23 protein-coding genes are annotated in these 25403 nt (G+C 61.4%); 17 read left to right on the top strand and 6 right to left on the bottom strand.

Annotation, left to right across the window (positions count from 1 at the left end):
• Positions 1 to 8 precede the first annotated feature (8 nt).
• The 4 genes from JNB85_RS20030 (at position 9) to JNB85_RS20045 (ending at position 4218) form a co-directional block, all read left to right on the top strand.
• On the top strand, positions 9 to 1295 hold the full coding sequence (locus JNB85_RS20030; RefSeq protein ID WP_220336057.1) for a beta-ketoacyl-ACP synthase: 1287 nt from the start codon (positions 9 to 11) through the stop codon (positions 1293 to 1295).
• A gap of 56 nt (positions 1296 to 1351) precedes the next feature.
• Entirely contained in the window at positions 1352 to 2380 is a 1029-nt protein-coding gene (locus JNB85_RS20035; RefSeq protein ID WP_220336058.1) for a zinc-binding dehydrogenase, read from the top strand.
• A 4-nt stretch (positions 2381 to 2384) separates the two neighbouring features.
• Positions 2385 to 3320, top strand: coding sequence for a lipid A biosynthesis lauroyl acyltransferase (locus JNB85_RS20040; RefSeq protein ID WP_220336059.1), 936 nt, complete (start codon positions 2385 to 2387; stop codon positions 3318 to 3320).
• A gap of 199 nt (positions 3321 to 3519) precedes the next feature.
• On the top strand, positions 3520 to 4218 hold the full coding sequence (locus JNB85_RS20045) for a PAS domain-containing protein (protein ID WP_220336316.1): 699 nt from the start codon (positions 3520 to 3522) through the stop codon (positions 4216 to 4218).
• A 2-nt stretch (positions 4219 to 4220) separates the two neighbouring features.
• Here the strand turns inward: JNB85_RS20045 and JNB85_RS20050 are convergent, their stop codons facing one another.
• Genes JNB85_RS20050 through JNB85_RS20060 form a run of 3 tightly spaced genes read right to left on the bottom strand, consistent with a single transcriptional unit; the run spans position 4221 to position 5829 of the window.
• Positions 4221 to 4583, bottom strand: coding sequence for a VOC family protein (locus JNB85_RS20050; protein WP_220336060.1), 363 nt, complete (start codon positions 4581 to 4583; stop codon positions 4221 to 4223).
• 1 nt (position 4584) lies between these two features.
• Entirely contained in the window at positions 4585 to 4983 is a 399-nt protein-coding gene (locus JNB85_RS20055; protein ID WP_220336061.1) for an SRPBCC family protein, read from the bottom strand.
• 60 nt (positions 4984 to 5043) lie between these two features.
• Positions 5044 to 5829, bottom strand: coding sequence for a DUF6597 domain-containing transcriptional factor (locus tag JNB85_RS20060; protein ID WP_223216561.1), 786 nt, complete (start codon positions 5827 to 5829; stop codon positions 5044 to 5046).
• A gap of 155 nt (positions 5830 to 5984) precedes the next feature.
• Here JNB85_RS20060 and gndA point away from each other — a divergent pair, with 155 nt between their 5' ends.
• Together gndA and JNB85_RS20070 are read left to right on the top strand one after the other, a co-directional pair.
• Complete coding sequence (gene gndA, locus JNB85_RS20065; protein WP_220336062.1) at positions 5985 to 7415, top strand: NADP-dependent phosphogluconate dehydrogenase; 1431 nt, start codon at positions 5985 to 5987, stop codon at positions 7413 to 7415.
• Between the two features lie 82 nt (positions 7416 to 7497).
• Entirely contained in the window at positions 7498 to 7896 is a 399-nt protein-coding gene (locus JNB85_RS20070; RefSeq protein ID WP_220336063.1) for a VOC family protein, read from the top strand.
• Between the two features lie 120 nt (positions 7897 to 8016).
• Here JNB85_RS20070 and JNB85_RS20075 read toward each other — a convergent pair whose 3' ends face one another.
• On the bottom strand, positions 8017 to 9057 hold the full coding sequence (locus tag JNB85_RS20075; protein WP_220336064.1) for a LacI family transcriptional regulator: 1041 nt from the start codon (positions 9055 to 9057) through the stop codon (positions 8017 to 8019).
• 454 nt (positions 9058 to 9511) lie between these two features.
• Here JNB85_RS20075 and JNB85_RS20080 point away from each other — a divergent pair, with 454 nt between their 5' ends.
• The 9 genes from JNB85_RS20080 to JNB85_RS20120 all read left to right on the top strand — a co-directional run bounded on the left by JNB85_RS20080 (position 9512) and on the right by JNB85_RS20120 (position 21777).
• Entirely contained in the window at positions 9512 to 10747 is a 1236-nt protein-coding gene (locus JNB85_RS20080; RefSeq protein WP_220336065.1) for an ABC transporter substrate-binding protein, read from the top strand.
• Between the two features lie 169 nt (positions 10748 to 10916).
• On the top strand, positions 10917 to 11822 hold the full coding sequence (locus JNB85_RS20085; RefSeq protein WP_220336066.1) for a carbohydrate ABC transporter permease: 906 nt from the start codon (positions 10917 to 10919) through the stop codon (positions 11820 to 11822).
• Entirely contained in the window at positions 11815 to 12759 is a 945-nt protein-coding gene (locus tag JNB85_RS20090; protein ID WP_220336067.1) for a carbohydrate ABC transporter permease, read from the top strand. The genes JNB85_RS20085 and JNB85_RS20090 overlap by 8 nt, the downstream gene beginning before the upstream one ends.
• A 4-nt stretch (positions 12760 to 12763) precedes the next feature.
• Complete coding sequence (locus JNB85_RS20095) at positions 12764 to 13870, top strand: ABC transporter ATP-binding protein (protein ID WP_220336068.1); 1107 nt, start codon at positions 12764 to 12766, stop codon at positions 13868 to 13870.
• A gap of 232 nt (positions 13871 to 14102) precedes the next feature.
• Complete coding sequence (locus JNB85_RS20100; RefSeq protein ID WP_220336069.1) at positions 14103 to 16559, top strand: beta-mannosidase; 2457 nt, start codon at positions 14103 to 14105, stop codon at positions 16557 to 16559.
• 39 nt (positions 16560 to 16598) lie between these two features.
• The gene (locus JNB85_RS20105) at positions 16599 to 17363 is read left to right on the top strand and encodes a sugar phosphate isomerase/epimerase family protein (protein WP_220336070.1); all 765 of its coding nucleotides are present in this window, start codon (positions 16599 to 16601) and stop codon (positions 17361 to 17363) included.
• Positions 17364 to 17371: 8 nt separating this feature from the next.
• Positions 17372 to 18505: a Gfo/Idh/MocA family protein gene (locus JNB85_RS20110; RefSeq protein ID WP_220336071.1), complete on the top strand. Its 1134-nt coding sequence runs from the start codon at positions 17372 to 17374 to the stop codon at positions 18503 to 18505.
• A 374-nt stretch (positions 18506 to 18879) separates the two neighbouring features.
• Positions 18880 to 19911 (top strand): L-glyceraldehyde 3-phosphate reductase, encoded by a 1032-nt coding sequence (gene mgrA, locus JNB85_RS20115; RefSeq protein ID WP_220336072.1) that lies wholly within the window; start codon positions 18880 to 18882, stop codon positions 19909 to 19911.
• 252 nt (positions 19912 to 20163) lie between these two features.
• A complete protein-coding gene (locus JNB85_RS20120) occupies positions 20164 to 21777 on the top strand; it encodes a glycoside hydrolase family 43 protein (RefSeq protein WP_220336073.1) in 1614 nt (537 codons plus the stop codon).
• An 88-nt stretch (positions 21778 to 21865) separates the two neighbouring features.
• Here the strand turns inward: JNB85_RS20120 and JNB85_RS20125 are convergent, their stop codons facing one another.
• On the bottom strand, positions 21866 to 22537 hold the full coding sequence (locus JNB85_RS20125; RefSeq protein WP_220336074.1) for a 5-formyltetrahydrofolate cyclo-ligase: 672 nt from the start codon (positions 22535 to 22537) through the stop codon (positions 21866 to 21868).
• A gap of 118 nt (positions 22538 to 22655) precedes the next feature.
• On the opposite strand from JNB85_RS20125, the gene JNB85_RS20130 reads away from it, so the two are divergent.
• The gene (locus tag JNB85_RS20130) at positions 22656 to 23552 is read left to right on the top strand and encodes a LysR substrate-binding domain-containing protein (RefSeq protein WP_220336075.1); all 897 of its coding nucleotides are present in this window, start codon (positions 22656 to 22658) and stop codon (positions 23550 to 23552) included.
• A gap of 45 nt (positions 23553 to 23597) precedes the next feature.
• A complete protein-coding gene (locus JNB85_RS20135) occupies positions 23598 to 24722 on the top strand; it encodes an HPP family protein (protein WP_220336076.1) in 1125 nt (374 codons plus the stop codon).
• Between the two features lie 6 nt (positions 24723 to 24728).
• Here JNB85_RS20135 and JNB85_RS20140 read toward each other — a convergent pair whose 3' ends face one another.
• Positions 24729 to 25028: a hypothetical protein gene (locus tag JNB85_RS20140; protein WP_220336077.1), complete on the bottom strand. Its 300-nt coding sequence runs from the start codon at positions 25026 to 25028 to the stop codon at positions 24729 to 24731.
• Between the last annotated feature and the right edge of the window lie 375 nt (positions 25029 to 25403).

Here is a 25403-nt window from a genome sequence, read left to right on the forward strand (position 1 = left end):
TGACTGAAATGACAGCGTCCGTTTATAAGGATCATCTCGGCCGGCCGATCGTCGCGGTGACAGGCATGGGCATCATCACTTCGCTCGGCCAAGGCCTCAGAGATAATTGGGCGGCTCTTTCGTCCGGTACGTCAGGCATCCACCAGATCAGCCGGTTCCCGACCGAGGGTCTCTCGACGCGCATCGCCGGTACCGTCGATTTCATCGATATCCCGGTGCCGAACGCCGTCGAACGTTCCTATGCCTTTGCGCGCGAGACGACCACCGAGGCGCTTGCCGATGCCGGCATTTCCGGCGATTTCAATGGTCCGCTGTTCCTGGCCGCACCGCCGATCGAGCCGGAATGGAGCGCCCGTTTCGAGCTGGCCGACCGTTCGCCGGCAGCCGATCATCCGGGCGATGCCTATGAGCGGTTCCTCGCTGCCATGCGCCAGCGCCCCGATCCGGCCTTCCATGAGGCCGCGCTCTTCGGCGCGATTTCGGAGCGCTTGTCCGACCGTTTTGGCACGCGCGGCCTGCCGGTCACGCTGTCGACGGCCTGTGCATCGGGTGTGACGGCCATCCAGCTCGGCATCGAGGCGATCCGCCAGGGCCGCACCGACCGGGCGCTGACGGTTGCGACCGATGGTTCGCTGAGTGCCGAAGCGCTGATCCGCTTCTCGCTTCTCTCTGCTCTCTCCACCCAGAACGATCCGCCGACCAAGGCTTCCAAACCCTTCAGCAAGGATCGCGACGGTTTCGTCATCGCAGAGGGTGCGGCGACGCTGGTGCTGGAATCGCTTGAATCCGCCATCGCACGCGGCGCCAAGGTGCTCGGCATCATGAAGGGCGCCGGCGACAAGGCCGACAGCTTCCACCGTACGCGCTCTTCGCCCGACGGCGGCCCGGCCATCGCGACGATCCGGGCAGCCCTTGCCGATGCCGGCATGAGCGAGAACGATATCGGCTATATCAACGCGCATGGCACCTCGACGCCTGAAAACGACAAGATGGAATATGGCTCCATGTCTGCCGTTTTCGGCGAGAAGCTGGTCGGCATTCCCGTCTCCTCCAACAAGTCGATGATCGGCCACACCCTGACGGCAGCCGGCGCCGTCGAGGCGGTCTTCTCGCTGCAGACCATGCTGACTGGCACGCTGCCGCCGACGATCAACTACAACAACCCGGATCCGTCGATCGTTCTCGATGTCGTGCCGAACAAGAAGCGGGAAGCCCAGGTTTCGGCCGTGCTTTCCAACTCTTTCGGCTTCGGCGGGCAGAACGCAAGCCTTGTCATGGCGCTCGAACCGGCATAAGCGGTTCCCAACCACACTGAGATAAAAAGAACGCCTTAAGGGCGAGAGGTTTTGCCATGCGCGCTTTGCAACTGATCGATGACCGCAAGCTTGAGATCACTGACCTGCCGGAACCGGATGCACCGGGTGCCGGCGAGGTGACGCTGCGCGTCAAGGCGGTTGCGCTGAACCATATCGATGTCTGGGGCTGGCGCGGCATGGCTTTCGCCAAACGCAAGATGCCGCTCGTCATCGGCGCGGAAGCCTCCGGCGTCGTCGAGGCGATTGGTCCCGGTGTTGCCAATGTTCTGCCTGGCCAGCTCGTGGCGATCTACGGCGCACGCACCTGCGGCCTCTGCCGCCCGTGCCGCGAAGGCCGCGACAATCTCTGCGAACATGTCTCCGGCGTGCATGGCTTCCATCTCGATGGTTTTGCGCAGGAGAAGGTGAACCTGCCGGCGCGTCTGCTGGTTCCGGCGCCTCCCGGCGTCGATGCGATCGGCGCAGCCCTTGCACCGGTTACTTTCGGCACGGTCGAGCATATGCTGTTCGACAATGCCAAGCTCGAGCCCGGCGAGACGATCCTTGTCCATGCCGGCGGTTCCGGCATCGGCACGGCGGCGATCCAGCTTGCCAAGAAGATCGGCTGCACCGTCATCACCACCGTCGGTTCCGACGATAAGATCGAGAAGGCCAAGGCGCTCGGCGCCGATCACGTCATCAATTACCGCACCGACCGTTTCGAAGGCGTGGTACGCAAGCTCACCAAGAAGAAGGGCGTCGATGTCGTCTTCGAACATGTGGGCAAGGATACCTGGGCAGGCTCCATGCTCTGCATGAAGCGCGGCGGGCGTCTCGTGACCTGCGGCTCGACCTCGGGTGTTTCGACCGAGATGAACCTGATGATGCTCTTCCAGCAGCAGCTGAAGCTCTTCGGCTCCTTCGGCTGCCGCATGGAGAACATGGCTGACGCCATGCAGAAGATGGGCCGCGGCCTCGTTCACCCTGTCATCGACACCGAGGTCGGTTTCGACGATATCGACCGCGCGCTGGAGCGTATGGAATCCCGCCAGATCTTCGGCAAGATCATCCTGAAGATGGACTGACCGATTGAAGCTGTTCGTCACCCGGATCGTTCTGGCGCTGCGGCACTTCCAGCAATGGCTGGTGGCGCAGCTGATGTTCGGCTTCCTGAACTTCCTGAAGCTTTTCCCTGCCGATGGCGCCATGCGCTTTGCCGACTGGTTGACACGTCAGATTGGTCGGCGGCTGAAGCGCCACAAGCTGATGCTCTACAATCTGCGCCGCGCCTTTCCGGAAAAAAGCGACACGGAGCTCGAAGAGATCGCGCTGGAAAGCTGGGGCAATATGGGCCGGCTTGCGGCCGAATATGTTTTCCTCGACCAGCTCTTCGATTTCGATCCTGAACGGGCGGAGCCCGGCAGGGTGGAAGTCTCGGGCATTCCGATCTTCCTGGACCTGCGCGACAATCCGCGCCCCTTCATCGTCTTTACCGGCCATACCGGTAATTTCGAGCTGCTGCCGGTTGCCGGCAATGCCTTCGGTCTCAGCGTGACTGTGCTCTTCCGCCCGCCGAACAATCCTTACATCGCGCAGAAGGTCTTCGGTTTCCGCAGCGGCCGCATGGGCAAGCTCGTGCCTTCGCATGCCGGCTCCTCCTTTGCGCTGGCGCGCCAGCTCGAAGCGGGGCAGGGCGTTGGAGTCCTTGTCGACCAGAAGTTCAGCCGCGGGTTGAAGACGACGTTTTTCGGACTTGAGACCAAGACCAATCCGCTGCTGCCGAAGCTGGTGCGGCAGTTCAATTGCGAGGTCTATCCGGCCCGCTGCATCCGTCTTCCCGGCAATCGCTACCGGCTGGAGATCGAGCCGAAGCTGGAGATGCCGCGCGATGAGAAAGGCAACCTGGATCTTCCCGCCACGGCACAGATGATGAACGACAAGGTTGAAAGCTGGGTGCGCGAAAACCCCGCCCAATGGCTCTGGTACCATGACCGCTGGGATATCAAACGTTCCGTCAGTCTGTAGGATTCTGCCTGTAAGGTTTTGCTCCTGATTTATAATCGGTGAAAAGCGACAGGTCTGCTTGAGTTGAAACTGAGCACGGTTCATGTTACGCGTCTCTACTATGGCGCGTAAAGCGCCTACCGTAAGGCGTAATCTTTCGTTAAGCATAGGCCTCGACCGGTTTCGGAACGCTTCTCAGGAAAAGGATATGGGGGGTATCTTGCTTGAGCTGTTCAGGGCATTTTCCTTACGCTGCGTGCAAATCGAGGAAGCGATAAGGCTAGGAGACGACGGGCGCGTTGCCGCGCTTGACCGCGATATCCAGCCGCTGGTCGAGGCAATCCTCGCATGCAGGGCATCCAGCCTCGTTGAGATCTATATGCAACTTCAGTTTGTAAGCTATCTCATCGCGCAGGATGCCGACGACGGTGCTTTCGTGACGCAATATGCCGCCGTTCTCTCCTATCTGCTCGACCGCTATTTCGGCGCCCATGCGCCGGACTGGCGCGTGCCGCTGCCGGTGGACATGAAGCTTAGGCAGCCGCCCGCCTATATTCCCGATACAGATAACGGCCAGTTCCTCAATGCGGCGATCCTCCAGACGCTGCCGGATCGCGTGGCGGTGCTGACGAAGGATTACCGCTACCTCTACTCCAATCCCGTCAATTGCGCTCATCTTGGCAAGACTGCCATGCAGCTCATCGGTCGCCATATCGTCGAGTTCATCGGCGAGGAGCGCTTTGCCGGCGAGGTGAAGGAAAAGCTCGACGCCTGCTTCGGCGGCGTGTCTTCGGATTATACCTACGCGCGGGATGAGCGGCACAATCGCTGTCGGATGGTGCCGCTCCATGACGCGGCGAAAAAGGTGATCGGGGCGCTGATCACCATTCAGAATCTCGGCGCCGACGTACTGGCCTGAGCTCAGCTCTTGCTCCAGACCGCGAGTTCGTAGCCATCCTTGTCGACAAAATGGAAGCGGCGGCCGCCGGGGAAGGGCGTGATCGGTTTTGCTATGGTGCCGCCGGCCTTTTCGACGCTCGCGAGCACGTCTTCCAGCTTGTCGGCGTAGAGGATGACGAGCGGGCCGCCTGCGGCACGCACCGGGCCGAGATTGGTGAAGCCGCCCTTCAGCCTGCCGTCGCCGAACTCGCAGTAGTTCTCTCCGTAATCGGTGAAACGCCAGCCGAAGGCCGCGCCATAGAAGGCTTTTGCAGCGCCGATATCGGTGACATTGAACTCGATATAGTCGATGCGGCAATCATTTTCGGTAGTGTTCTCGGCCATCTTACTTCTCCATCATCGATTTGAGCGTCGCCAGATCCTTCTGGATATGGGCGGCATCGGCGGCAAACTGTTCGTCGGTCATGCCGGGAAGACGCAGCAGCGTAAACATCACCTCGCAGCCATCGCCATTCGGCACGATGCGAAGCGCGTTATAGACGCGCAGGCCGGATTCGATGGTGACGGTATGGTCGATGACGCCGAATTCGTTCGGCAGTACGAAACTTACCCGCACGCTGCCGAGCGGGCCGTGAGCGACCCAATCCTCGCCATCGGGCTCCAGGCCGCTCGCAAGGCCGGAGGCCCAGAGTGGCATGTTCTCCGGTCTGCCGGCGAAATCGTAGACATCGCGCCAGTCTCTTTTGATTGTCATGTGGACGATGCGGGCGGGCATTGTTTTCATCGGTCTGTCCTTTTTTACGCCAGACTAGCAGGCCTGCTTCTTGCGTCTTGAACGAAACGGTCAGCGGCCGGTCAGCTGGTCGACCATGGCCGATGGCGTCAGCGTCGTCAGGTCGCCGATCTCGCGGGTCATGTGGGCCTGGTCGGAAAAGCCGGCTTCGAGGGCGAGGGCGGCGAGCGGCAGGGTCTCGCCTGCGCGGCACAAGGCCATGAAACGCTGCAGCCGGCGGACGCGTTCCAGCGTCTTGATACCGTAGCCGAAATGGTGGTGGGCGCGGCGGCGCAATTGCCGTTCGCCGATATCGAGCCTTTGCTGCAGATCCCCGATGCGGCCCGATCCTTGGTCTGCGGCGGCAAAGATCAGGCGGGCCTCGGGGTCCGGCCCCGCTTCTTCCCTTGCCAGTTCACTCAACAGGCTAGCGAAGAGTGAGAGGGCGGTAGCCTGATCGGGACGGTCGGACAGGCGCGGTTCGAGGAGGGCAGCCTTTTCAGGCGCGAGATCGCTCAGGGGAATGGAGAGGCCGGTGATCTCCGATAGAGGCAGCTTCAGCCAGGCGGCGCCGGCGCCCGGTGCAAAACGTGCGCCGATGATGCTCATCCCAGGCGCCATCGGCGGGAAGGCGGCGGTGCGATCCGGCCCGGCAACGAAGAGGCGGCCGTCTGCGAAAAGCAGGTCGCAATAACCATCAGGCACGATGGCGACCGGGCTCGCTGTTCGAATCTCATGCGACCAGAGGCAGCGGAAATGCGGGGCGAGGACCGGTGACGGCGCATATTCACGGTAGCGCCCGGCTCTCTTTGCGAGGAGCGGCCTGATATCGCTTTGCATGGCAGTGCCGACGGTCATTCCTGCCTCCCAAGCCCAATCATATGGTGCTGGCCGGGCCGTTCGGAAAGCCTGTTCCGACAGCCTTTTTTCGATCCGAATCGCGGTCTTCGACCTTGCCGTTTGGGTGAGAGAGTGCCACAACATCGCACCATTTCACTCATCGGAGGTTTGTCGTGGAAAAGGCAGAAATCGGACTGATCGGCCTTGCCGTCATGGGTTCCAACCTGGCGCTCAACATCGCGGAAAAGGGCAACAAGATCGCGGTCTTCAACCGCACGTCTGAAAAAACGGACGAATTCTACGAGAGCGCCGGCGATCTGAAGAAGCAGATCATTCCCTGCAAGACGATCGAGGAGTTCGTCGAGGCGATCCGCCCGCCGCGCCCGATCATCATCATGATCAAGGCAGGCGATGCCGTGGACCAGCAGATGGAGGCCCTGCGCCCGCATCTGCAGAAGAACGACATCATGATCGATGCCGGCAATGCCAATTTCCGCGATACGGTCGCCCGCTTCGACCGTCTCAAGGATACCGGCCTGACCTTCATCGGCATGGGTGTTTCCGGCGGTGAGGAAGGTGCGCGCCACGGCCCGTCGATCATGGTCGGCGGCACGGAAGATTCGTGGAAGCGCGTCGAGAAGGTGCTGACCTCGATTGCTGCTAAATATGATGGCGATCCCTGCGTCGCCTGGCTCGGCAATGACGGCGCCGGCCATTTCGTCAAGACGATCCACAACGGCATCGAATATGCCGACATGCAGATGATCGCCGAAATCTACGGCATCCTGCGCGACGGCCTCGGCAAGAGCGCTTCGGAAATTTCCGGCATCTTCGGCGAGTGGAACAAGGGCCGCCTGAATTCCTACCTCATCGAAATCTCCGAGAAGGTTCTGGCCGCCACCGACCCGATCTCCAAGACGCCGATGGTCGATATGATCCTCGACAAGGCGGGCCAGAAGGGTACCGGCAAGTGGTCTGCGATCGAAGCGCAGAACATGGGCATTCCGGCAACCGGCATCGAAGCCGCCGTCGCCGCCCGCAGCCTGTCGTCGATGAAGGAACAGCGCGTCGCCGCCGAAAAGATATTCGGTGATCTCGGTGCCGCCTTCCCGATCGCCTATGGCCCCGAGTTCAACAAGGATCTGGAACTGGCGCTGTTTGCCGGCAAGATCGGCGCCTATGCGCAGGGGTTCGCCGTGATGGCGGAAGCTTCCAAGGAGTTCAACTGGTCGCTGCCGATGCCGACGATTGCGAAGATCTGGCGCGCCGGCTGCATCATCCGCTCGCAGTTCCTCGACGAGATCACCAAGGCGTTCACCGACGCGCCTGACGCGGCAAATCTCATCGTCACGCCGGCCTTCTCGGCCATGGTCAAGGAATCGATCCCGGCGCTTCGCCGCGTCGTGACCGCCGCAATGTCCGCCGGCCTGCCGGTTCCGGCGCTGGCTTCGGCGCTCACCTATTTCGACGCCTACCGCCAGGGCCGCGGCACTGCCAACCTGATCCAGGCGCAGCGTGACTTCTTCGGCGCCCACGGCTTCGACCGCCTCGACGGCAAGGACTTCCACCACGGCCCCTGGGGCAGCGGTGCCTCGACCTTCTGAGGTTTGTCAGGATAGAGATGAGGAGCCCGGTCGTTGTGCCGGGCTTTTTGTTACAGGTTGATGGCGAACGGGAGATTTTCACATGCTTCACCATGCATCCTTTGGAGTGACCGACATCGAGCTGGCGGCACGGTTCTACGATGCTGCGCTTGGCGCTCTCGGTTATGTCCGCGTCTGGGAAGATCTCCGCCCCGGCGAGACTGGACAGGCCGTCGGCTACGGCGTGCCCGGCGGTGGTGACAAGCTCGCGATCAAGTCGGTCGAGGCGGAGCAGGGTGCTCCGGGTGCGGGCTTTCACCTTGCCTTCGCCGCGCCGGACCGGCAGTCTGTCATCGATTTTCATGCGGCGGCACTTACGCATGGTGGCGTCGACAATGGGGCACCGGGGCTGAGGCAGCATTATGGACCGCATTATTTCGCGGCTTTTGTGATCGATCCGGACGGGTATCGGATTGAGGCGGTTTTTAATCTGGCGGTTTGACGAGAAGGTGTGCTCGCCTACACTGGCGCGTGAGGCTCCTCATCCAACCTTCAGGCACCTTCTTCCCGACGGTAGAAAGGGTCCGTGCTTGAACGCCAGCGTAGCGGCAGTCGCGGATGTTTACCGTCCCTCAGGCCATTCCGGCTTACTGATACTCTGAAGCAGCTCCGCATCCACGCCGTCGATGCGTGCGATCACCTGCTTGGCCATCTCTCTGCCGGCGTGGCGCACGTCCTCATTAGCCGTGATGATCTCAGGGCGGATCCAGTTGAGGATCGGTGCCGATTGTTTCGAGACGAGGTCGACATCGTGACCGAGGCGTTTGCCGGCGGCTTCGATGCCGGCGTTGACGGCGATGGTGGCGCTGCCGGCCGACGAGACGATGCCGTCGGGCGCGCCAGGGGAGCGCATCAGATGCTCCACGGCGTCGCGGATTTCGGCGAGCGGGGCGTCGATATTGACGCGCAGCGGCACTTCCTCGGCGCCGTAATCATGCAGGCCGGTCTGAAAGCCGATGCGGGTATGGGTGTAATAGGTGAGCTTGCTCGGCGGCTGCAGGAGGGCGATCCGCCTGCGGCCTCTGGCGACCAGCTTCTGCACGGCCTGATGGGCGTAGGCCTCGTTGTCGAAGTCGTGGTAGGGGTGCACCAGCCCGGCATCGGTGCGGCCGTGAGTGGTAAAGGGCATGCCGCTTTCGGCGAGCAGGCGCACGCGCGGATCGTCAGGCTCGACGCGCGAGATGATGACGCCATCGGCCGAGCCCGTTTCCAGGATGTAGCGCACCGGCAGCATGGGGTCCTTGCTGTGCGAATGCGGGGTGACGACGATATGATAGGGCGTGCCGGTCAGCACTTCGGAAATGCCGAAGACCATCTGGCTGGAAAAGCCCATGATCTCCTCGTCGATGCTGAGGACGAGCGCAATGACATTGGTCTTGCCGGTTCTCAGGCGCACGCCGGCCCTGTTCGGCTGGTAGCCGAGCTGGCGGGCGACCATGCGCACCCGTTCCTTCGTTTCAGCGCCTATATCCGGTGCATCTTTCAGCGCTCGCGATACGGTGGTCACGCCAAGGCCCGTCATGAAGGCGATCGTCTTCAATGTGGGGCGTTCGCGCGGAATCGAACCGGATGCCGCCCCGCCGAAATTTCCGTTGCTTTCCATCCCTCTAGGCCTGCCTCGCGCGATTTGCTTCGCCTTATAGAGGCTTTTTGGCAGGCTGTAAGTACGGCCGCACTCAAAAAGCTCTCCTCCCTGAGCGAAGTAATCTGTAACGATACAGTAGAAATGTCGAGCCCTTTTTCCTATCAGCGTTGCAGAGCGGTTCTCTCTGGTTGAATCGCCCTTTCGCGCTCCATTTTTTGCGGTCGCGAAGCGCAGAAATGTTGAAATTATTAGATTAGTCAAAAATTAAGTCTTGGAAACAATGGCTTGTTGTCATGCTGCACATGCGAAACCCCTTGCTTACGCATTTCTTAAACAGCCAGGTTCGAGCGGCTGGCTGCCCTCATAGGATGTAATGACGGCTTTCGCGGAAAATTTTGCGAGCGGGCGGTTGCGCCGATAAATCGATTGCTCTAAGTTTTTCCGGCAACGTTTCAGTGAGGGAGGAGAACTCATGAATTCCCGTTTGTTGGCGGCCGTTCTTGCCGCTTCCGTATCCATTCCGTTTGGTGCCGCAAATGCTACCGATCTCGAAGTCACCCATTGGTGGACGTCGGGTGGTGAATCCGCGGCTGTCGCCGAGCTTGCAAAAGCATTCGACGCCACCGGCAACCACTGGGTCGACGGCGCCATCGCCGGTTCCGGCGGTACTGCCCGTCCGATCATGATCAGCCGCATCACCGGTGGCGACCCGATGGGTGCCACCCAGTTCAACCACGGCCGCCAAGCCGAAGAGCTGGTCCAGGCCGGCCTGATGCGCGACCTGACCGACGTGGCGACTGCCGAGCACTGGAAGGACATCATTCGTCCGTCGAGCCTGCTCGATTCCTGCACCATCGACGGCAAGATCTATTGCGCGCCGGTGAACATCCACTCCTGGCAGTGGCTCTGGCTTTCCAACGCCGCCTTCAAGAAGGCCGGCGTCGAAGTTCCGAAAAACTGGGACGAGTTCGTTGCTGCCGCTCCGGCTCTGGAAAAGGCGGGCATCATTCCTCTCGCCGTCGGCGGTCAGCCCTGGCAGGCGACGGGCGCCTTCGACGTGCTGATGGTTGCCGTTGCTGGCAAGGATACCTTCAACAAAGTCTTCAAGGACAAGGATGCGGAAGTTGCCGCAGGCCCCGAGATCGCCAAGGTCTTCAAGGCTGCCGACGATGCCCGCCGCATGTCCAAGGGCAGCAATGTCCAGGACTGGAACCAGGCCACCAACCTCGTCATCACGGGCAAGGCCGGCGGCCAGATCATGGGCGACTGGGCACAGGGCGAATTCGCACTTGCAGGTCAGAAGGCCGGCACCGACTATACCTGCCTGCCTGGCCTCGGCGTGAACGAGATCATCTCGACCGGCGGCGACGCCTTCTACTTCCCGCTCCTGAAGGACGAGGAAAAGTCCAAGGCTCAGGCCGTGCTCGCCAAGACCCTGCTCGATCCGAAGACCCAGGTTGCGTTCAACCTGAAGAAGGGCTCTCTGCCGGTTCGTGCCGACGTCGATCTCGCCGCCGCCAACGACTGCATGAAGAAGGGTCTCGACATCCTCGCGAAGGGCAACGTGATCCAGGGTACCGACCAGCTGCTTTCGGCAGACAGCCAGAAACAGAAGGAAGATCTCTTCTCCGAATTCTTCGCCAATCCGTCGATGACGCCGGAAGCTGCGCAGAAGCGTTTCGCCGAGATCATCGCTTCGGCTGATTGATCGATAGATTCGCTGCCTTCGCGATCCGGCTTCGCAAGAGCCGGATCGCTTTCGGACAAACGTCCTGATGGCGGCGTCTCTCGGCGCCCTGGGAAGTCCGGGGCAGGGACGGCAGACGGTGCCATGCCGTTCGCCACGGGTCGCGGTTGCGATTTGAGGAGAAGAATTCATGACGGGGCAAGCGCAAGCAGGCCGGCCAGTTAAATTACTGCGCAATCTCAATGCCAAGATTGCATCCATACCGATGATCCTGACAGCGCTGGTGATCTTTGTCGGCGGCACGTTATGGACGGTCGTTTATTCCTTCACCAATTCAAAGCTGCTTCCACGATTGAGCTTCGTCGGTCTCGACCAGTATCACCGTCTCTGGGCGGCGCCCCGCTGGGTGACGGCGATCGAGAACCTGGCCGTTTACGGCATTCTCTCCCTGATCTTCAGCCTGGTCATTGGTTTCGTGCTCGCTGCGCTGATGGATCAGAAGATCCGTTTCGAAAACACCTTCCGCACCATCTTCCTCTACCCCTTCGCGCTGTCCTTCATCGTGACGGGCCTCGTCTGGCAGTGGGTTCTGAACCCGGAGTTCGGCATTCAGTCGGTGGTGCGCTCGCTCGGCTGGACGAGCTTTACCTTCAATCCGCTCTATACGCCCGAAATCGTCATCTACGGCATTCTGATCGCGGCGCTGTGGCAGGGAACAGGCCTCGTGATGTGCCTGATGCTTGCCGGCCTGCGCGGCATCGACGAGGATATCTGGAAGGCTGCGCGCGTCGACGGAATCCCGATGTGGAAGACCTACCTCCTCGTCGTCATTCCGATGATGCGGCCGGTTTTCATCACGACGATCGTGATCATCGCTTCCGGTATCGTCAAGGTCTACGACCTCGTCGTGGCGCAGACATCGGGCGGTCCCGGTATCTCGTCGGAAGTGCCTGCAAAATACGTCTACGACTATATGTTCCAGGCGCAGAACCTGGGTCAGGGCTTCGCCGCATCGACGATGATGCTCGTTACGGTCGCGATCATTGTCGTTCCCTGGGCCTATCTGGAATTCGGAGGAGGGCGCAAGCGTGGCTAATATAGGAACTCTCAACACCACCGCCGCCGGTATCGATGCGGTCTCGTCGAGGCTCGGCGATGGCCCGAGCGGCCCGAAGCCGCGCCCGGCGCTGTCGCCACGCAACATCATGCTCTACGGTACGCTGATCGTTGCGGCGCTCTACTATCTGCTTCCGCTCTATGTGATGGTCGTGACGTCGCTGAAGGGCATGCCGGAAATCCGTCTCGGCAACATATTCTCGCCGCCGATGGAGATCACTTTCGAACCCTGGGTGAAAGCCTGGGCCGAGGCATGCACCGGGCTCAACTGCGACGGCCTGTCGCGCGGGTTCTGGAATTCGGTGCGCATTACCGTGCCGTCGGTCATCATCTCGATCGCCATCGCCTCCGTGAACGGCTATGCGCTCGCAAACTGGCGCTTCAAGGGATCCGAACTCTTCTTCTCGATTCTGATCATCGGGGCGTTCATTCCCTATCAGGTAATGATCTATCCAATCGTCATCATCCTGCGCGAAATCGGCATCTACGGCACGCTGACCGGTCTCGTCATCGTCCATTCGATCTTCGGAATGCCGATCCTGACGCTGCTCTTCCGCAACTATTTCGTCTCGCTGCCGGAGGAACTGTTCAAGGCGGCGCGTGTCGATGGGGCGGGCTTCTGGCAGATCTTCCTGAAGATCATGCTGCCCATGTCGCTGCCGATCTTCGTCGTCGCGATGATCCTGCAGGTGACCGGTATCTGGAACGACTTCCTGTTCGGCGTGGTCTTCACCCGGCCCGACACCTATCCGATGACCGTGCAGCTCAACAACATCGTCAATTCCGTCCAGGGCGTGAAGGAATATAACGTCAACATGGCAGCAACCATCCTCACCGGTCTGGTGCCGCTGATCGTCTATTTCGTCTCCGGACGGCTTTTCGTCCGCGGCATTGCCGCCGGCGCAGTGAAGGGTTGATCACATGAACATGAATTCAACTGTCTCCAATTCCAGTGTCTCCATCAAGGATCTGTCGCTGAACTTCGGATCGGTGAGCGTGCTCAAGGATCTCAACCTCGACATCAACGACGGCGAATTCCTGGTGCTGCTCGGCTCGTCGGGCTGCGGCAAGTCGACCTTGCTGAATTGCATCGCCGGCCTGCTCGATGCGTCGGAAGGGCAGATCTTCATCAAGGGCAAGAACGTCACCTGGGAAGAGCCGAAGGACCGCGGTATCGGCATGGTCTTCCAGTCCTATGCGCTCTATCCTCAAATGACCGTCGAGAAGAACCTCTCCTTCGGCCTTCGCGTCGCCAAGGTGCCGCAGGCCGAAATCGACAAGCGCGTGGCGCGCGCAGCGGAGATCCTGCAGATCCAGCCGCTCCTGAAGCGCAAGCCGGCCGAGCTTTCAGGCGGTCAGCGCCAGCGTGTGGCGATCGGCCGAGCCCTGGTTCGCGATGTCGATGTCTTCCTGTTCGACGAGCCGCTTTCCAACCTAGACGCCAAGCTGCGCTCGGAGCTGCGCGTCGAGATCAAGCGCCTGCACCAGTCGCTGCAGAACACGATGATCTACGTCACGCACGATCAGATCGAGGCGCTGACGCTGGCCGACCGCATCGCCATCATGAAGAGCGGCATCATTCAGCAGCTCGACGATCCGACGACGATCTACAATCGGCCGCGCAACCTCTTCGTCGCCGGCTTCATCGGCTCGCCGTCGATGAATTTCCTGCGCGGCGAACTGGTCAGCACGGGCGACGGGATGGCCTTTACGGCCAACGGCGTCAACTTCTCGCTTGCCGGCTACGACGCCGGTGAAACGCTGCAGCCCGGCCGCAAGGTGGTGCTCGGCGTTCGCCCCGAGCATATCAAGGTCAACGAGAATACGGGCGGCGAAGAACATGATGCCACCGTCGATATCGAGGAACCCATGGGCGCGGATAATCTTCTGTGGCTGAAACATGCCGGCCACACGATGTCCGTCCGCGTCAACGGCGCGCGCCGCTTCAATGTCGGGGCCAAGGTAAAGCTCAATTTCGACATGTCGCTCGCTTCACTTTTCGACGCGACGACGGAAAACCGCATCTGAAGCCTTGGCCACAGGCGGATGAAGGCGAGGGTGTGACACCTTCGCCTGAGCCCGCCGGCGTGAACCGGCCAGGCGGCAACGCAGAATGAAAAGACCATCCTCTCCCCACCGGCCTGTCTTGGTTCATGGGGAGGGGCAGGGTGCGGGCTCTGCCTGCACCGGCGGGGACATCCTCAGTCCCGGCTCAATCATCAGGAGGGCGCCGTCCCTCGTCCAAGATCGAGATCAAGCAATGACCCAGTCCACGACCTCCATTGACCTAGCTGGCTCCTGGCAACTCTCATCCGGAGACGGCGAAGCGAAATGCGCGATCACGCTTCCCGGCGACGTGCATACGGCGCTTTACCGGGCCAATCTCATTCCCGATCCCTATTTCGGGCGCAATGAGGAGGTGGTGCAATGGGTGGCGCGGCGCGAATGGACTGTCGAGCGCAGCTTCGAGCTTTCTGATGCCGAGGGCGACTGGTATCTCGATATCGACTATCTCGATACGGTCGCCAGCGTCTACGTCAACGGTTTCCTGGCGCTCGAAGCCGATAACAGCTTCCGTCGCTATCGGCCCGATGTGTCGAGCATGCTGAAATCCGGCAACAATTCCATACGCATCGTCTTTGCCTCCAACGTCGCCGTCGGTGCGGCACGGCAGAAGCGGCAGCCGTTCTATATTCCCTACAGCACCGGCAACTCGCCGATTCCCGATGGCAACATGCTGCGCAAGCCGCAATGCCATTTCGGCTGGGACTGGAATATCGCCATTGCGCCGCTCGGCCTCTACGGCACGATTGCGCTGAAGAAGCTGGAGACGGCGCGCATCGAACATGTGCTGACGCGCCAGACGCACAATGCCGACGGCTCTGTCGAACTGCTGGTCACGGCGCAGCTCTTTGCCAAAGACCCCGGCATCGCCGGACTGCATTTCGATCTCGACGGCGAGCGTGTGCGGCTCGATGTCGGCGTCAATGTCGGCGAGACGAACGTCAACCACGTCTTCCAGATCGACAATCCGCGCCTCTGGTGGCCTTCGGGCAGCGGCGAGCAGGCACTCTATAAGCTGACCGTCGAGCTGCCGTCCGACAGCGTGACGAAGCAGATCGGCCTCAGGACCATCGAACTCATCACCACGCCTGACGCCGCCGGCAGCCGTTTTGCCTTCAAGGTCAACGGCCGCGAAATCTTCTGCCGCGGCGCCAACTGGATCCCGGCGGATGCGCTGTTCTCGCTCTCCTCGCAGGAGAAGACTGAGGATCTCCTGCAGTCGGCGAAGGCCGCCAACATGAACATGATCCGCGTGTGGGGCGGCGGCTTCTACGAGCACGACTGGTTTTACGATATCTGCGACCGGCTTGGCCTGATGGTCTGGCAGGACTTCATGTTCGCCTGCAACCTATATCCTTCGACCGAGGACTTCCTTGAGAATGTCGCCGTCGAGGTGGACTATCAGGTGCGCCGGCTTTCCTCGCATGCCTCGATCGCGCTCTGGTGCGGGGACAACGAACTCGTTGGCGCGCTGACCTGGTTCGAGGAGTCTCGTAAGGATCGCGACCGCTATCTCGTTTCCTACGACCGCCTGAACCGCACCATCGAGGTGGCGGTGAAGAAGGCGTTGCCGGGCGCCCTCTGGTGGCCGTCGAGCCCGGCTTCCGGCTATCTCGATTACGGCGATGCCTGGCATGCGGACGGTTCCGGCGACATGCATTACTGGTCGGTCTGGCACGAGAACAAGTCGTTCGACAATTACCGCTCAGTGCGCCCGCGCTTCTGCTCGGAATTCGGCTTCCAGTCCTATACGTCGCTGCCCGTCATCAAGACCTATGCCGAGCCGAAGGACATGAACGTGGCATCGCCCGTCATGGAACTGCATCAGAAGAATGCCGGCGGCAACGAGCGTATTGCCGGCACGATGTTCCGCTATTTCCGCTTTCCGAAGGACTTCCCGAATTTCGTCTATCTCAGCCAGATCCAGCAGGGCTTGGCGATCAAGACGGCGGTCGAATATTGGCGGTCGCTCAAACCCCATTGCATGGGCACGATCTACTGGCAACTCAACGACACTTGGCCGGTTGCGTCCTGGTCGAGCCTCGATTACGGCGGCCGTTGGAAGGCGATGCATTATCTCGTCAAGCGCTTCTTCCAGCCGGTGGCAGTGGCCGCTATCCCCGCCGATGACGGCAAGTCGATCCGCTTCTCGCTGGTCAACGATACCTTCGCCGATGTCAGCATCGATCTTGCGATCTCGGTCCTGACGATGAAGGGCGAGCGTAAGCATCTGAAAAATGTGCAGGCCATGTGCGCGCCGGATGCGGCCTGTACTGCCGCAACGCTAGACATGTCCGAGATACCCGAGGGCACGCTGCTTGCCTGGCACTTCACCGCTTCGAACGGCATGGGCGGCGAGGGGCATTATGTCAACGGCACCTACAAGGCGCTGGAACTGGAGCCGGCGGGCCTGACGGTCACGCATGAATTCGTCGAGGAGAATGGTTCGGTCGACATCAACGTCACCGCCAAGGGACTGGCGCTTTTCGTGATGATCGAGACCGACACGGACGGCAAATATTCCGACAACGCCTTCGACCTTGCGTCAGGCGAAAGCCGCCGCATCACCTTCACCCCGGCTAAGCCGCTCGAAAAGGGCAAGCTGCCGGACTTCCGCTTCTATGACCTGCATTCCTGCCAGTCGGCAGATTGATCTTACGTGAGAACGGGCACGAGGCCCGAGGAGGATGACATGACCAAGCTCAGCTATCAGCTCTACAGCGCCCGCAATTTTCCGCCGCTTTCGGCGATCTTCGAGAAGCTCGGCAAGGCCGGTTACGCCGAAGTCGAAGGTTTCGGCGGCATCTATGCCGAACTCGACGAAGCCGGCCTCAAGAGCCTGCGCGCCGATCTCGACAAGAACGGCCTCGTCATGGCGACCGGCCATTTCAGCCCCGATTTCCTCGACGGCAATGTCGAGAAGTCGCTGCAGATCGCCAAGATCCTCGGAATGGATTCCATCTATGCACCGCACCTGATGCCGGACCAGCGCCCGACGGATGCGGCAGGCTGGCTCGCCTTCGGCAAGCGCCTGCAGGAAATGAGCAAGCCCTACAAGGATGCGGGCTATGAGTTCGGCTGGCACAATCACGATTTCGAGTTCGTGAAGCTTTCGGACGGGTCGCTGCCGATCGAGCGTATCTTCGAAGGCGCGCCCGGCATCACCTGGGAAGCGGATATCGCCTGGGTCGTTCGCGGCGGTGCCGACCCTTATGCCTGGGTCGAAAAGCTCGGAGACCGCATCAGCGCGGTGCACGTCAAGGATATCGCACCGGCTGGCGAAGCCACAGACGAAGGCGGCTGGGCCGATGTCGGCCACGGCACGATCGGCTGGGCGAAGCTGCTTCCGGTCGTCAAGGCGAAGACCAAGGCCAAGCATTTCGTGGTCGAGCACGACAATCCGAACGATATCGACCGCAACATCACGCGCTCGATCGCTTCCTTCAAGAGCTACTGAGGCAGACCATGACCAAGGAACTTGGCGTCGGCATCATCGGATGCGGCAATATCTCCACCACTTACTTTTCGCTGGCACCGCTCTTCAAGGGGCTGAAGGTGCTGGCCTGCGCCGATATCAACGCGCAGGCGGCAAAGCAGCGCGCCGAAGAATACGGCGTGACGGCGCAGACAATCGAAGAACTTCTCGCCAATGACGAGATCGACGTCGTCGTCAACCTGACGATCCCGGATGCGCATTATCCGGTATCCAAGGCAGCCCTCGAAGCCGGCAAGCATGTCTATTCGGAAAAGCCGCTGGTGCTTTCGCTGGAGCAGGGCGAGGAGCTTCGCCGCATCGCCAAGGAAAAGGGCCTCGCCGTGGGCTGCGCACCCGACACGTTCCTCGGCGGCGCGCATCAGCTGGCGCGCAAGTTCGTCGATGACGGCGGGATCGGCCGCATCACGTCGGGCGCCTGCTACGTCATGGGCCCGGGCATGGAAATGTGGCACCCGAACCCGGACTTCTTCTTCCTGCCGGGCGGCGGCCCGATCCTCGACATGGGGCCATACTATATCGCCAACCTGATCAACTTGGTCGGACCGGTGAAGCGCGTTGCCGGCCTGACCTCGATGGCATCGGAAACCCGCACCATCACCAGCCAGCCGCGCAATGGCGAGGTGATCCCGGTCAAGACGCCGACGACGATCCAGGCGTTGCTCGAATTCGTTTCGGGCGCCACCATCACGCTGACTGCAAGCTGGGATGTCTGGTCGCACCGCCATGCCAATATGGAACTCTATGGCACGGACGGTTCGCTCTATGTGCCGGACCCGAACTTCTTCGGCGGCGTCGTGGAAGCGAGCGGCCGTGACAAGGACATCAAGGCCCTGGAAGCCTGGGATCACCCCTTTGGCAAGATCAACCAGGAAAGCCCGAACGGCTCGCGCGCCAATTACCGCACGGCCGGCCTTGCGGACATGGTCATGGCGCTGATCGAGGGCCGCGATGCACGCTGCTCGCTCGACCGCACGCTGCACGGCGTCGACATCATGACTTCGATACTGAAGTCGGGTGCGGAAGGCCGGTTCGTGGATCTCATGACGACCTGCACGCAGCCGGCGGCGCTCGGTATCGAAGAGGCGCAGGCGCTGTTGAGGTAAGGAGAGGGCTTCCGGGGTTGGTCTGGGGCTCTGTCAGACCCCAGATCCGGCAGAGTACCACATCCACGTCGTCATCCTCGGCCTTGTGCCGAGGATCTGCCGAGAGGGCAGCAGATGCTCGGCACAAGGCCGAGCATGACGGCACGCGGATAGGACGTGCCGAAAGGCACGACGGGTGTGAGGGCAGGGCCTATCATAAAGCAGCGTCTACAAGCGAAGTCATCGACAATACACGCCGCGCGCTTGCCGTATCGGCGTGCTTAATTCAATAGTGCGGTCGCGCCCGACCTGACATGAGGGCGCGATTTCAGCTTCCGACCGCCACCCGTGCGGATACGGAAGAGAAGCACTTTTACAGGTTGAGGAGACCTCAGATGAGCTGGCAACCGGCCGAAGACCGTTATTCGAAGATGAAATATAACCGCACGGGCCGTTCCGGCCTCAAGCTGCCGGCCGTTTCCCTCGGCCTGTGGCACAATTTCGGCGGCGACACCCCGCATGACCGCAAGGTCGATATGTGCCGCACGGCTTTCGATCTCGGCATCACCCATTTTGACCTCGCCAACAATTACGGCCCGCCTCCCGGCAGCGCCGAGACGGCGTTCGGCGAGATCCTGCGCACCGATTTCGCCGGCTTGCGCGATGAGCTGATCATCTCCTCCAAGGCCGGTTACGACATGTGGCCGGGTCCCTATGGCGAATGGGGCAGCCGCAAGTATCTCGTCGCTTCCTGCGACCAAAGCCTTCAGCGCATGGGTCTCGACTATGTCGATATCTTCTATTCGCACCGTTTCGACCCGGAAACGCCGCTGGAGGAGACCTGCGGCGCGCTCGATTACATCGTGCGCTCCGGCCGTGCGCTCTACGTCGGCATTTCCTCCTATAATTCGCAGCGTACCCGAGAGGCTGCGGCGATCCTGAAAGATCTGGGCACGCCTTGCCTCATCCACCAGCCGAGCTATTCCATGCTCAACCGCTGGGTCGAGGACGACAAGCTGCTCGATACGCTTGACGAAGTAGGCATGGGCTCGATCGTGTTCTCGCCGCTTGCCCAAGGCATGCTGACGACGAAATATCTCGGCGGCATTCCCGCCGACAGCCGCGCGGCGCGGAACCACTTCCTCAAGAAGGACTTCATCCGCCCTTCGATCATCGACAATATCAAGAAGCTCAACGAAATCGCCGAGAAGCGCGGCCAGACGCTGGCGCAGATGGCGATCGCCTGGGTGCTGCGCGGCGGACGTGTGACCTCGGCGCTGATCGGCGCCAGCCGTTCCGCGCAGATTGTCGATTGCGTTGCCGCACTCGACAATCTCGAGTTTTCGGCCGAGGAGCTGAAGCAGATCGATGTCTATGCCAAGGAAGCCGACATCAATCTCTGGGCCAAGTCGGCTGAGCTGGAATAAGATAGCCGAAAGGCAACCTCGGGGGGTGGGGCAGCGCGTCGCCCCAAATTCCCTCATTCCTGTGTCCTTGTGCTGGCACAAGGGATGTCACAGGAATCCAGCCGCCGCGCGTCTGCGCCGCGAGAAGAGTCCTTTCAGCCCAAGGACTTGGGCTGGCTGGATCTCTGTGACAAGCACAGAGATGAGGGGAGGAGGAAAGTGCCTCGCCATCATCTGACGTACGTACCACAATTTTGCTCTGGAGGAGCCGCCATGATCCGCAATCCCATCCTGCCTGGGTTCAATCCCGATCCGTCCATTTGCCGCGTCGGCGACGACTATTACATCGCGACCTCCACCTTCGAATGGTATCCGGGTGTGCAGATCCACCATTCGCGCGATCTGGTGAACTGGAAGCTGGTGCGGCGGCCGCTGGAGCGGGCCTCGCAACTCGACATGCGCGGCAATCCCGACAGCTGCGGCGTCTGGGCGCCGTGCCTTTCCTATGCGGACGGACAGTTCTGGTTGGTCTATACGGACGTCAAGCGTTTCGACGGCAACTTCAAGGACGCGCATAACTACATCGTGACCGCGCCCTCCATCGAGGGCGAATGGTCCGAACCCGTCTACGTCAATTCCTCGGGCTTCGATCCATCGCTGTTCCATGACGATGACGGCCGCAAGTGGTTCGTCAACATGCAGTGGAACCACCGCACCGAGAGCTATGGCGGCTCACCGAAATCGCCGGCTTTCGACGGCATCCTGCTGCAGGAATGGGATCCGCAGACGAAGGCGCTGAAAGGCCCGATCAAGAATATCTTCGCCGGCAGCCCGCTCGGTCTCGTCGAGGGACCGCATCTCTTCCGCAAGAACGGCTGGTACTACCTGACGACGGCCGAAGGCGGCACGGGCTACGATCATGCCGTGACGATGGCGCGCTCGCGCAATATCGACGGCCCCTATGAGCTGCATCCGAACCGGCATCTGATCACCTCGAAGGATAATCCGGAAGCGGCGCTGCAACGGGCAGGGCACGGCCAATATGTCGAAACTCCAGATGGCCAGGTCTATCACACGCATCTTTGCGGCCGGCCGCTGCCGCCGAAGCGTCGCTGCACGCTGGGACGCGAGACAGCACTGCAGAAATGCGTCTGGCGTGAGGATGGCTGGCTCTATCTGGAAAACGGCACCGTTGTACCCGATGTCGAGGTGCCGGGCCTTGGCGGCGCCGTGCGGGCGGAAAAGCCTGTCCGCAGCGAGTATAGTTTCGATGGCGGCAAGTTGCCGGATGATTTCCAGTGGCTGCGCACGCCGCAGCCGGAGCGCATCTTCAACCTGACGGAGCGCCCCGGCCATCTGCGCCTGATCGGCCGCGAAAGCATCGGTTCCTGGTTCGAGCAGGCGCTCGTCGCCCGCCGGCAGGAGCATCACAGTTTTCGCGCGGAAACGGTGGTGGAGTTTGCGCCGGATACCTATCAGCAGGTCGCCGGCCTGACGCACTATTATAACCGCCACAAGTTCCATGCCGTCGTCGTGACGCTGCATGAAAAGCTCGGCCGCTGTGTCACGATTTTCTCCTGCGACGGCGATTATCCGCATGGGCGCATGAGCTTCCCGGCGGAAGCCGGCGTCGCGATCCCGGCCGAGGGGCGCGTGCAGCTTTCCATGGAAATCCGCGAAAACGACCTGCAATTCTTCTGGCAGACGGAAGGCAAGGGCGCCTGGCAGCCGATCGGCCCCGTCCTCGATGCCGGCGTCGTCTCGGACGAGGGCGGGCGCGGCGAGCACGGCTCGTTCACCGGCGCCTTTGCCGGCGTCTTCGCCTTCGATACGTCGGGCCGGGCAAAGACGGCCGATTTCGACTGGTTCAACTATGAGGAGCTGTGAGCGCCAATCGCTGAGTTCACGTCAATCCGGAAAAGGGTGGTTTCGGCCGCCCTTTTTGTTTTGTGAGTGTGGAGCGATATCCTTGTCGTCAGGCGAAGCGGCTGCCGGAGCGCTTGATCACCCCATCCTCCGTGACGACGGCATCCATCGGGATATCATGCGCCTGCGGCTTGATCGTACGGATCTGCTGTTGCGAAAATCCGATGCCGATGGCGAGCGGTTTGGGGGAGAGTGACGCCAGCGTCCTATCGAAATAACCGCCGCCGACGCCGAGGCGATAACAGCCGCGATCGAATCCGACGACCGGGGCGATCACGATATCGGGTTGCCGCTCTTTGCCTTCGGTGGGGATGAGAATGCCGAGCACGCCGCGCTCCAGCTTCGCGCCAGGGGTCCAGATCCGGAACGTCAGGGGCTTTGCCTTCTCTGCCACGACCGGCAGAAGCCATGTCGCGCGCTCGGCGATTGCGGCCATCCAGCCACGCAGATCCGGCTCTCCCTGAAAGGGCCAGTAGAGACTGACAGATTTTCCCGCAATCACAGGGCTTAGAAGCCTGTCGAGATGCGATGAGATCAGCGCCGTCTTCCGCTCGCGCTCGGTTGATTCTATGCGTTTGCGGGCGTCAATCAGCCGCCTGCGCTCACCGCGGCGCCATTCCCGCACCACCTCCCATGGCTCTTCAAGGCCCATATAGGCGGGGTCCACTTCATGCATCAGGCATGCCGGCGAGGCGTAGTCGTCAGGTTCGTCTTTCTGCATCCAGTGGGGCCAATCGGAAGAAGTTTTCAGTTGATGCGACGATTTTGAACGTTTCGGCGATTGCGATCATTCTCTGATTTGGAATAATAGACAAGTTCGTTCATCAAGCGAGATCAATGTGGATCTGTCTTCCCTGGAAATTTTTCTCGTCGTCGCCGAAGAGGGCAGCGTCACCCGCGCGGCCAAGAGACTTTCTCGGGCGCCGTCGAATGTCACAACCCGTATCCAGGCTCTGGAAGGGCAGATGGAGGCCATATTCTTCAGCCGGGACGGCAAACGCATGACGCTGACATCGGAGGGACAGATCTTCGTCTCTTATGCGCGGCGGCTGACGGCGCTTGCCGGGGAGGCGCAGCTTGCCCTGAAGGGCGCCCGTCCGAAGCCGGTATTACGTCTCGGCACCATGGAAAGCACGGCAGCGAGCCGGCTGCCGCCCGTGCTTGCGCGTTTCAACGACCAGAACCCCGATATTGCCCTGAAGCTGACGCTCGGCGCTACGCGAGAGCTGGCAAAGGCGGTATTGTCAGGTGAGCTCGATTGCGCACTGATCGCCACACCGCAGGGCGAGCCCGGCTGGTTGTCGTCTGCCGGTGTCGGGGCCGAAGCTCTCTGTTCTACGCGCGTCTATGAAGAGGACCTGCTGCTCGTGCTGCCGCCGCATCATGCTTCGGTCGCCGCCCCGCAAGATATCCGCCTTCCGGTACTTGCCGCGCTGGAGCCCGGCTGCACCTACCGCCAGATTGCCGAGCGCTGGATCCGCGGCGGTGCCAACCTGCCGACGGTGGAGATGACCTCCTATCATGCGATCCTCGCCCAGGTCGTTGCCGGTAACGCTGTCGGCGTCATGCCGCGCTCGGTGCTCGACATGCTGCCCTGGAGAGCCGAGGTCAGCATCCACCGACTCGGTCCCGTCGATACGCTGCTGATTTCGAGGCGCGAGCAGCGGTCCGATCCGCTGCAGGCTTTCGAGCAGATCATGCTCCTGTCGGCCAATCCACCCTCGATGCTGCGATAGCAGCGTCATCCAATTTCACTCACAGCCTTCTTCAAAGAGTATTCCATGCGCATGCCAAATTCCGACGAGACGCCCCGCCGGTCATCCCTCTCGCGGCTCTTCCATCCCATTCTTGCCGGTGCAACGCTGCGCGACCGATTGCTCGCCTGCCTCGGCGCGCTGGTTTCCATTGCGCTGACCGGGTTGCTCTGCGGCGCGCTCTTTGGCGAAGGTTCGCATCTGCCGTTGATCGTGGCGCCGATGGGGGCGTCTGCCGTGCTGCTCTTTGCCGTGCCGGCGAGCCCGCTCGCGCAGCCCTGGTCGATCATCGGCGGCAATACGATCTCGGCGATCATGGGGGTTGCGGCGGCAAGCGTGATCCATGATCCGATCATTGCGACCGGAGTGGGTGTGTCGCTGGCGATCGCCGCCATGTCCTTTACCCGCTGCCTGCATCCGCCGGGCGGGGCGGCGGCGCTGACGGCGGTGCTCGGCGGGCCTGTCGTCGCCAGCTGGGGCATGCTCTTTCCCTTCGTGCCCGTCGCGCTGAATTCCTGCCTGCTGGTGGCGCTCGGCCTCGTCTTCCACAAGCTGTCGCGGCACAATTACCCGCATGTGGTGGCCGCACCCGTCAATACGCACCTGACGGCAGACCGGCCGTCCGCCGAACGCGCCGGTTTCCAGGAGGAGGATATCGATGCGGCACTCGCCAAGCTCAACGAGACCTTCGATATCGACCGCGCCGATCTCACCCGGCTGCTGCGCCAGGTGGAATTCGAGGCCGTCGCGCGTTCGAATGCGGAAGTCAAATGCGCCGATATCATGTCGCGCGATGTGATCGCCATCGATGCCGATGCGACGGTGGAGCAGGCGCGATGGCTGCTGCTCAACCATAATATAAGGACATTGCCGGTGCGCGATGAGGCTGGAAAGCTGATCGGCACCGTCGGGTTGCGGGAGCTTGCGCTCGCCTCGGGCTCGGTGGAGCGGCTGGTCTCGCCGGCGACGACCGCCCGCGCTGACGCCGTGGCGATGGGGCTGCTGCCGGATCTGACGGATGGGCGCACCCATGCGGTCATTATCGTCGATGAGGAGAGGCGCATCGTGGGGCTGATTTCGCAGACGGATCTGCTGAGCGCCGTTGCGCGGGCATTGCCGAAGGGCAGCAAGCCCGCGGCTGTCGCGGCTTAACGCCGATCAGCGCATGCCGAGATAGGCAAGCAGGCAGGCGGCTGCTGCGGTGACTGCCAGTCTGGGCCATCTGTCGTCGAAGGCGAAGGCAAGCAGCACGCCGCCGGTAAGGGTAGCGCTGGCGCTCCAGAAACTCTTGTCGGCGCAGGTCAGCGCAAGCGCAGCAAGAAACACCGCGCTTGCTACCATCGTCACCGGAGCCGACGCCCGCACGATGTCATCCTGCACCACATAGGGGAGTATGAAGCGCCGCAGGCTGAGGGCGAGGGCGGCTCCGAGCAGGAGGTCGGTCAGGACAGGCAGCATGGTACATCCGATGGTTTCCAGTGAATCTGCTGCAAGCGGTGTGCCAGTTATGGGAGTTTCAGCTGATCCTTGCGTTTGCGTGAGATCGGGTCGGCGAGGGGCCGGGCTTCTGCTCTTTGTGCCCATTTATTGAATTGAAGATGATCAAAAAAAGATCACAGGCCAGGTCTGCGCAAAAAAACATCTCCGAAGCGTCTGCCGGAGTCGTGGTTCTCCCGGCAGGCGCTACGGCGTAGCGAGCTATTCAACGCGCAGTATATGTTATGACGTTACGCAGGTTTTGACAAAAAAGGCGGAACGGGGGTGTCGCGGCTTTCTTTCGCCTCAGCTCTCGCAGGGAGGGCTGCAAGTCCGGCAGGGCGCGCTGAGTTGCCC

Source organism: Rhizobium mesosinicum (assembly GCF_019511345.1).
In the GTDB taxonomy this organism is placed as follows: domain Bacteria; phylum Pseudomonadota; class Alphaproteobacteria; order Rhizobiales; family Rhizobiaceae; genus Rhizobium; species Rhizobium mesosinicum.

Coding starts and splice junctions, on each gene's coding strand:
- JNB85_RS20035 (WP_220336058.1), top strand. CDS start 1,352: ATGCGCGCTTTGCAACTGATCGATGACCGCAAGCTTGAGATCACTGAC.
- JNB85_RS20060 (WP_223216561.1), bottom strand. CDS start 5,829: ATGACCGTCGGCACTGCCATGCAAAGCGATATCAGGCCGCTCCTCGCA.
- JNB85_RS20100 (WP_220336069.1), top strand. CDS start 14,103: ATGACCCAGTCCACGACCTCCATTGACCTAGCTGGCTCCTGGCAACTC.
- JNB85_RS20070 (WP_220336063.1), top strand. CDS start 7,498: ATGCTTCACCATGCATCCTTTGGAGTGACCGACATCGAGCTGGCGGCA.
- JNB85_RS20085 (WP_220336066.1), top strand. CDS start 10,917: ATGACGGGGCAAGCGCAAGCAGGCCGGCCAGTTAAATTACTGCGCAAT.
- JNB85_RS20095 (WP_220336068.1), top strand. CDS start 12,764: ATGAACATGAATTCAACTGTCTCCAATTCCAGTGTCTCCATCAAGGAT.
- JNB85_RS20140 (WP_220336077.1), bottom strand. CDS start 25,028: ATGCTGCCTGTCCTGACCGACCTCCTGCTCGGAGCCGCCCTCGCCCTC.
- JNB85_RS20075 (WP_220336064.1), bottom strand. CDS start 9,057: ATGGAAAGCAACGGAAATTTCGGCGGGGCGGCATCCGGTTCGATTCCG.
- JNB85_RS20105 (WP_220336070.1), top strand. CDS start 16,599: ATGACCAAGCTCAGCTATCAGCTCTACAGCGCCCGCAATTTTCCGCCG.
- JNB85_RS20050 (WP_220336060.1), bottom strand. CDS start 4,583: ATGGCCGAGAACACTACCGAAAATGATTGCCGCATCGACTATATCGAG.
- JNB85_RS20110 (WP_220336071.1), top strand. CDS start 17,372: ATGACCAAGGAACTTGGCGTCGGCATCATCGGATGCGGCAATATCTCC.
- JNB85_RS20055 (WP_220336061.1), bottom strand. CDS start 4,983: ATGAAAACAATGCCCGCCCGCATCGTCCACATGACAATCAAAAGAGAC.
- JNB85_RS20135 (WP_220336076.1), top strand. CDS start 23,598: ATGCGCATGCCAAATTCCGACGAGACGCCCCGCCGGTCATCCCTCTCG.
- JNB85_RS20120 (WP_220336073.1), top strand. CDS start 20,164: ATGATCCGCAATCCCATCCTGCCTGGGTTCAATCCCGATCCGTCCATT.
- JNB85_RS20030 (WP_220336057.1), top strand. CDS start 9: ATGACAGCGTCCGTTTATAAGGATCATCTCGGCCGGCCGATCGTCGCG.
- JNB85_RS20125 (WP_220336074.1), bottom strand. CDS start 22,537: ATGCAGAAAGACGAACCTGACGACTACGCCTCGCCGGCATGCCTGATG.
- mgrA (WP_220336072.1), top strand. CDS start 18,880: ATGAGCTGGCAACCGGCCGAAGACCGTTATTCGAAGATGAAATATAAC.
- JNB85_RS20080 (WP_220336065.1), top strand. CDS start 9,512: ATGAATTCCCGTTTGTTGGCGGCCGTTCTTGCCGCTTCCGTATCCATT.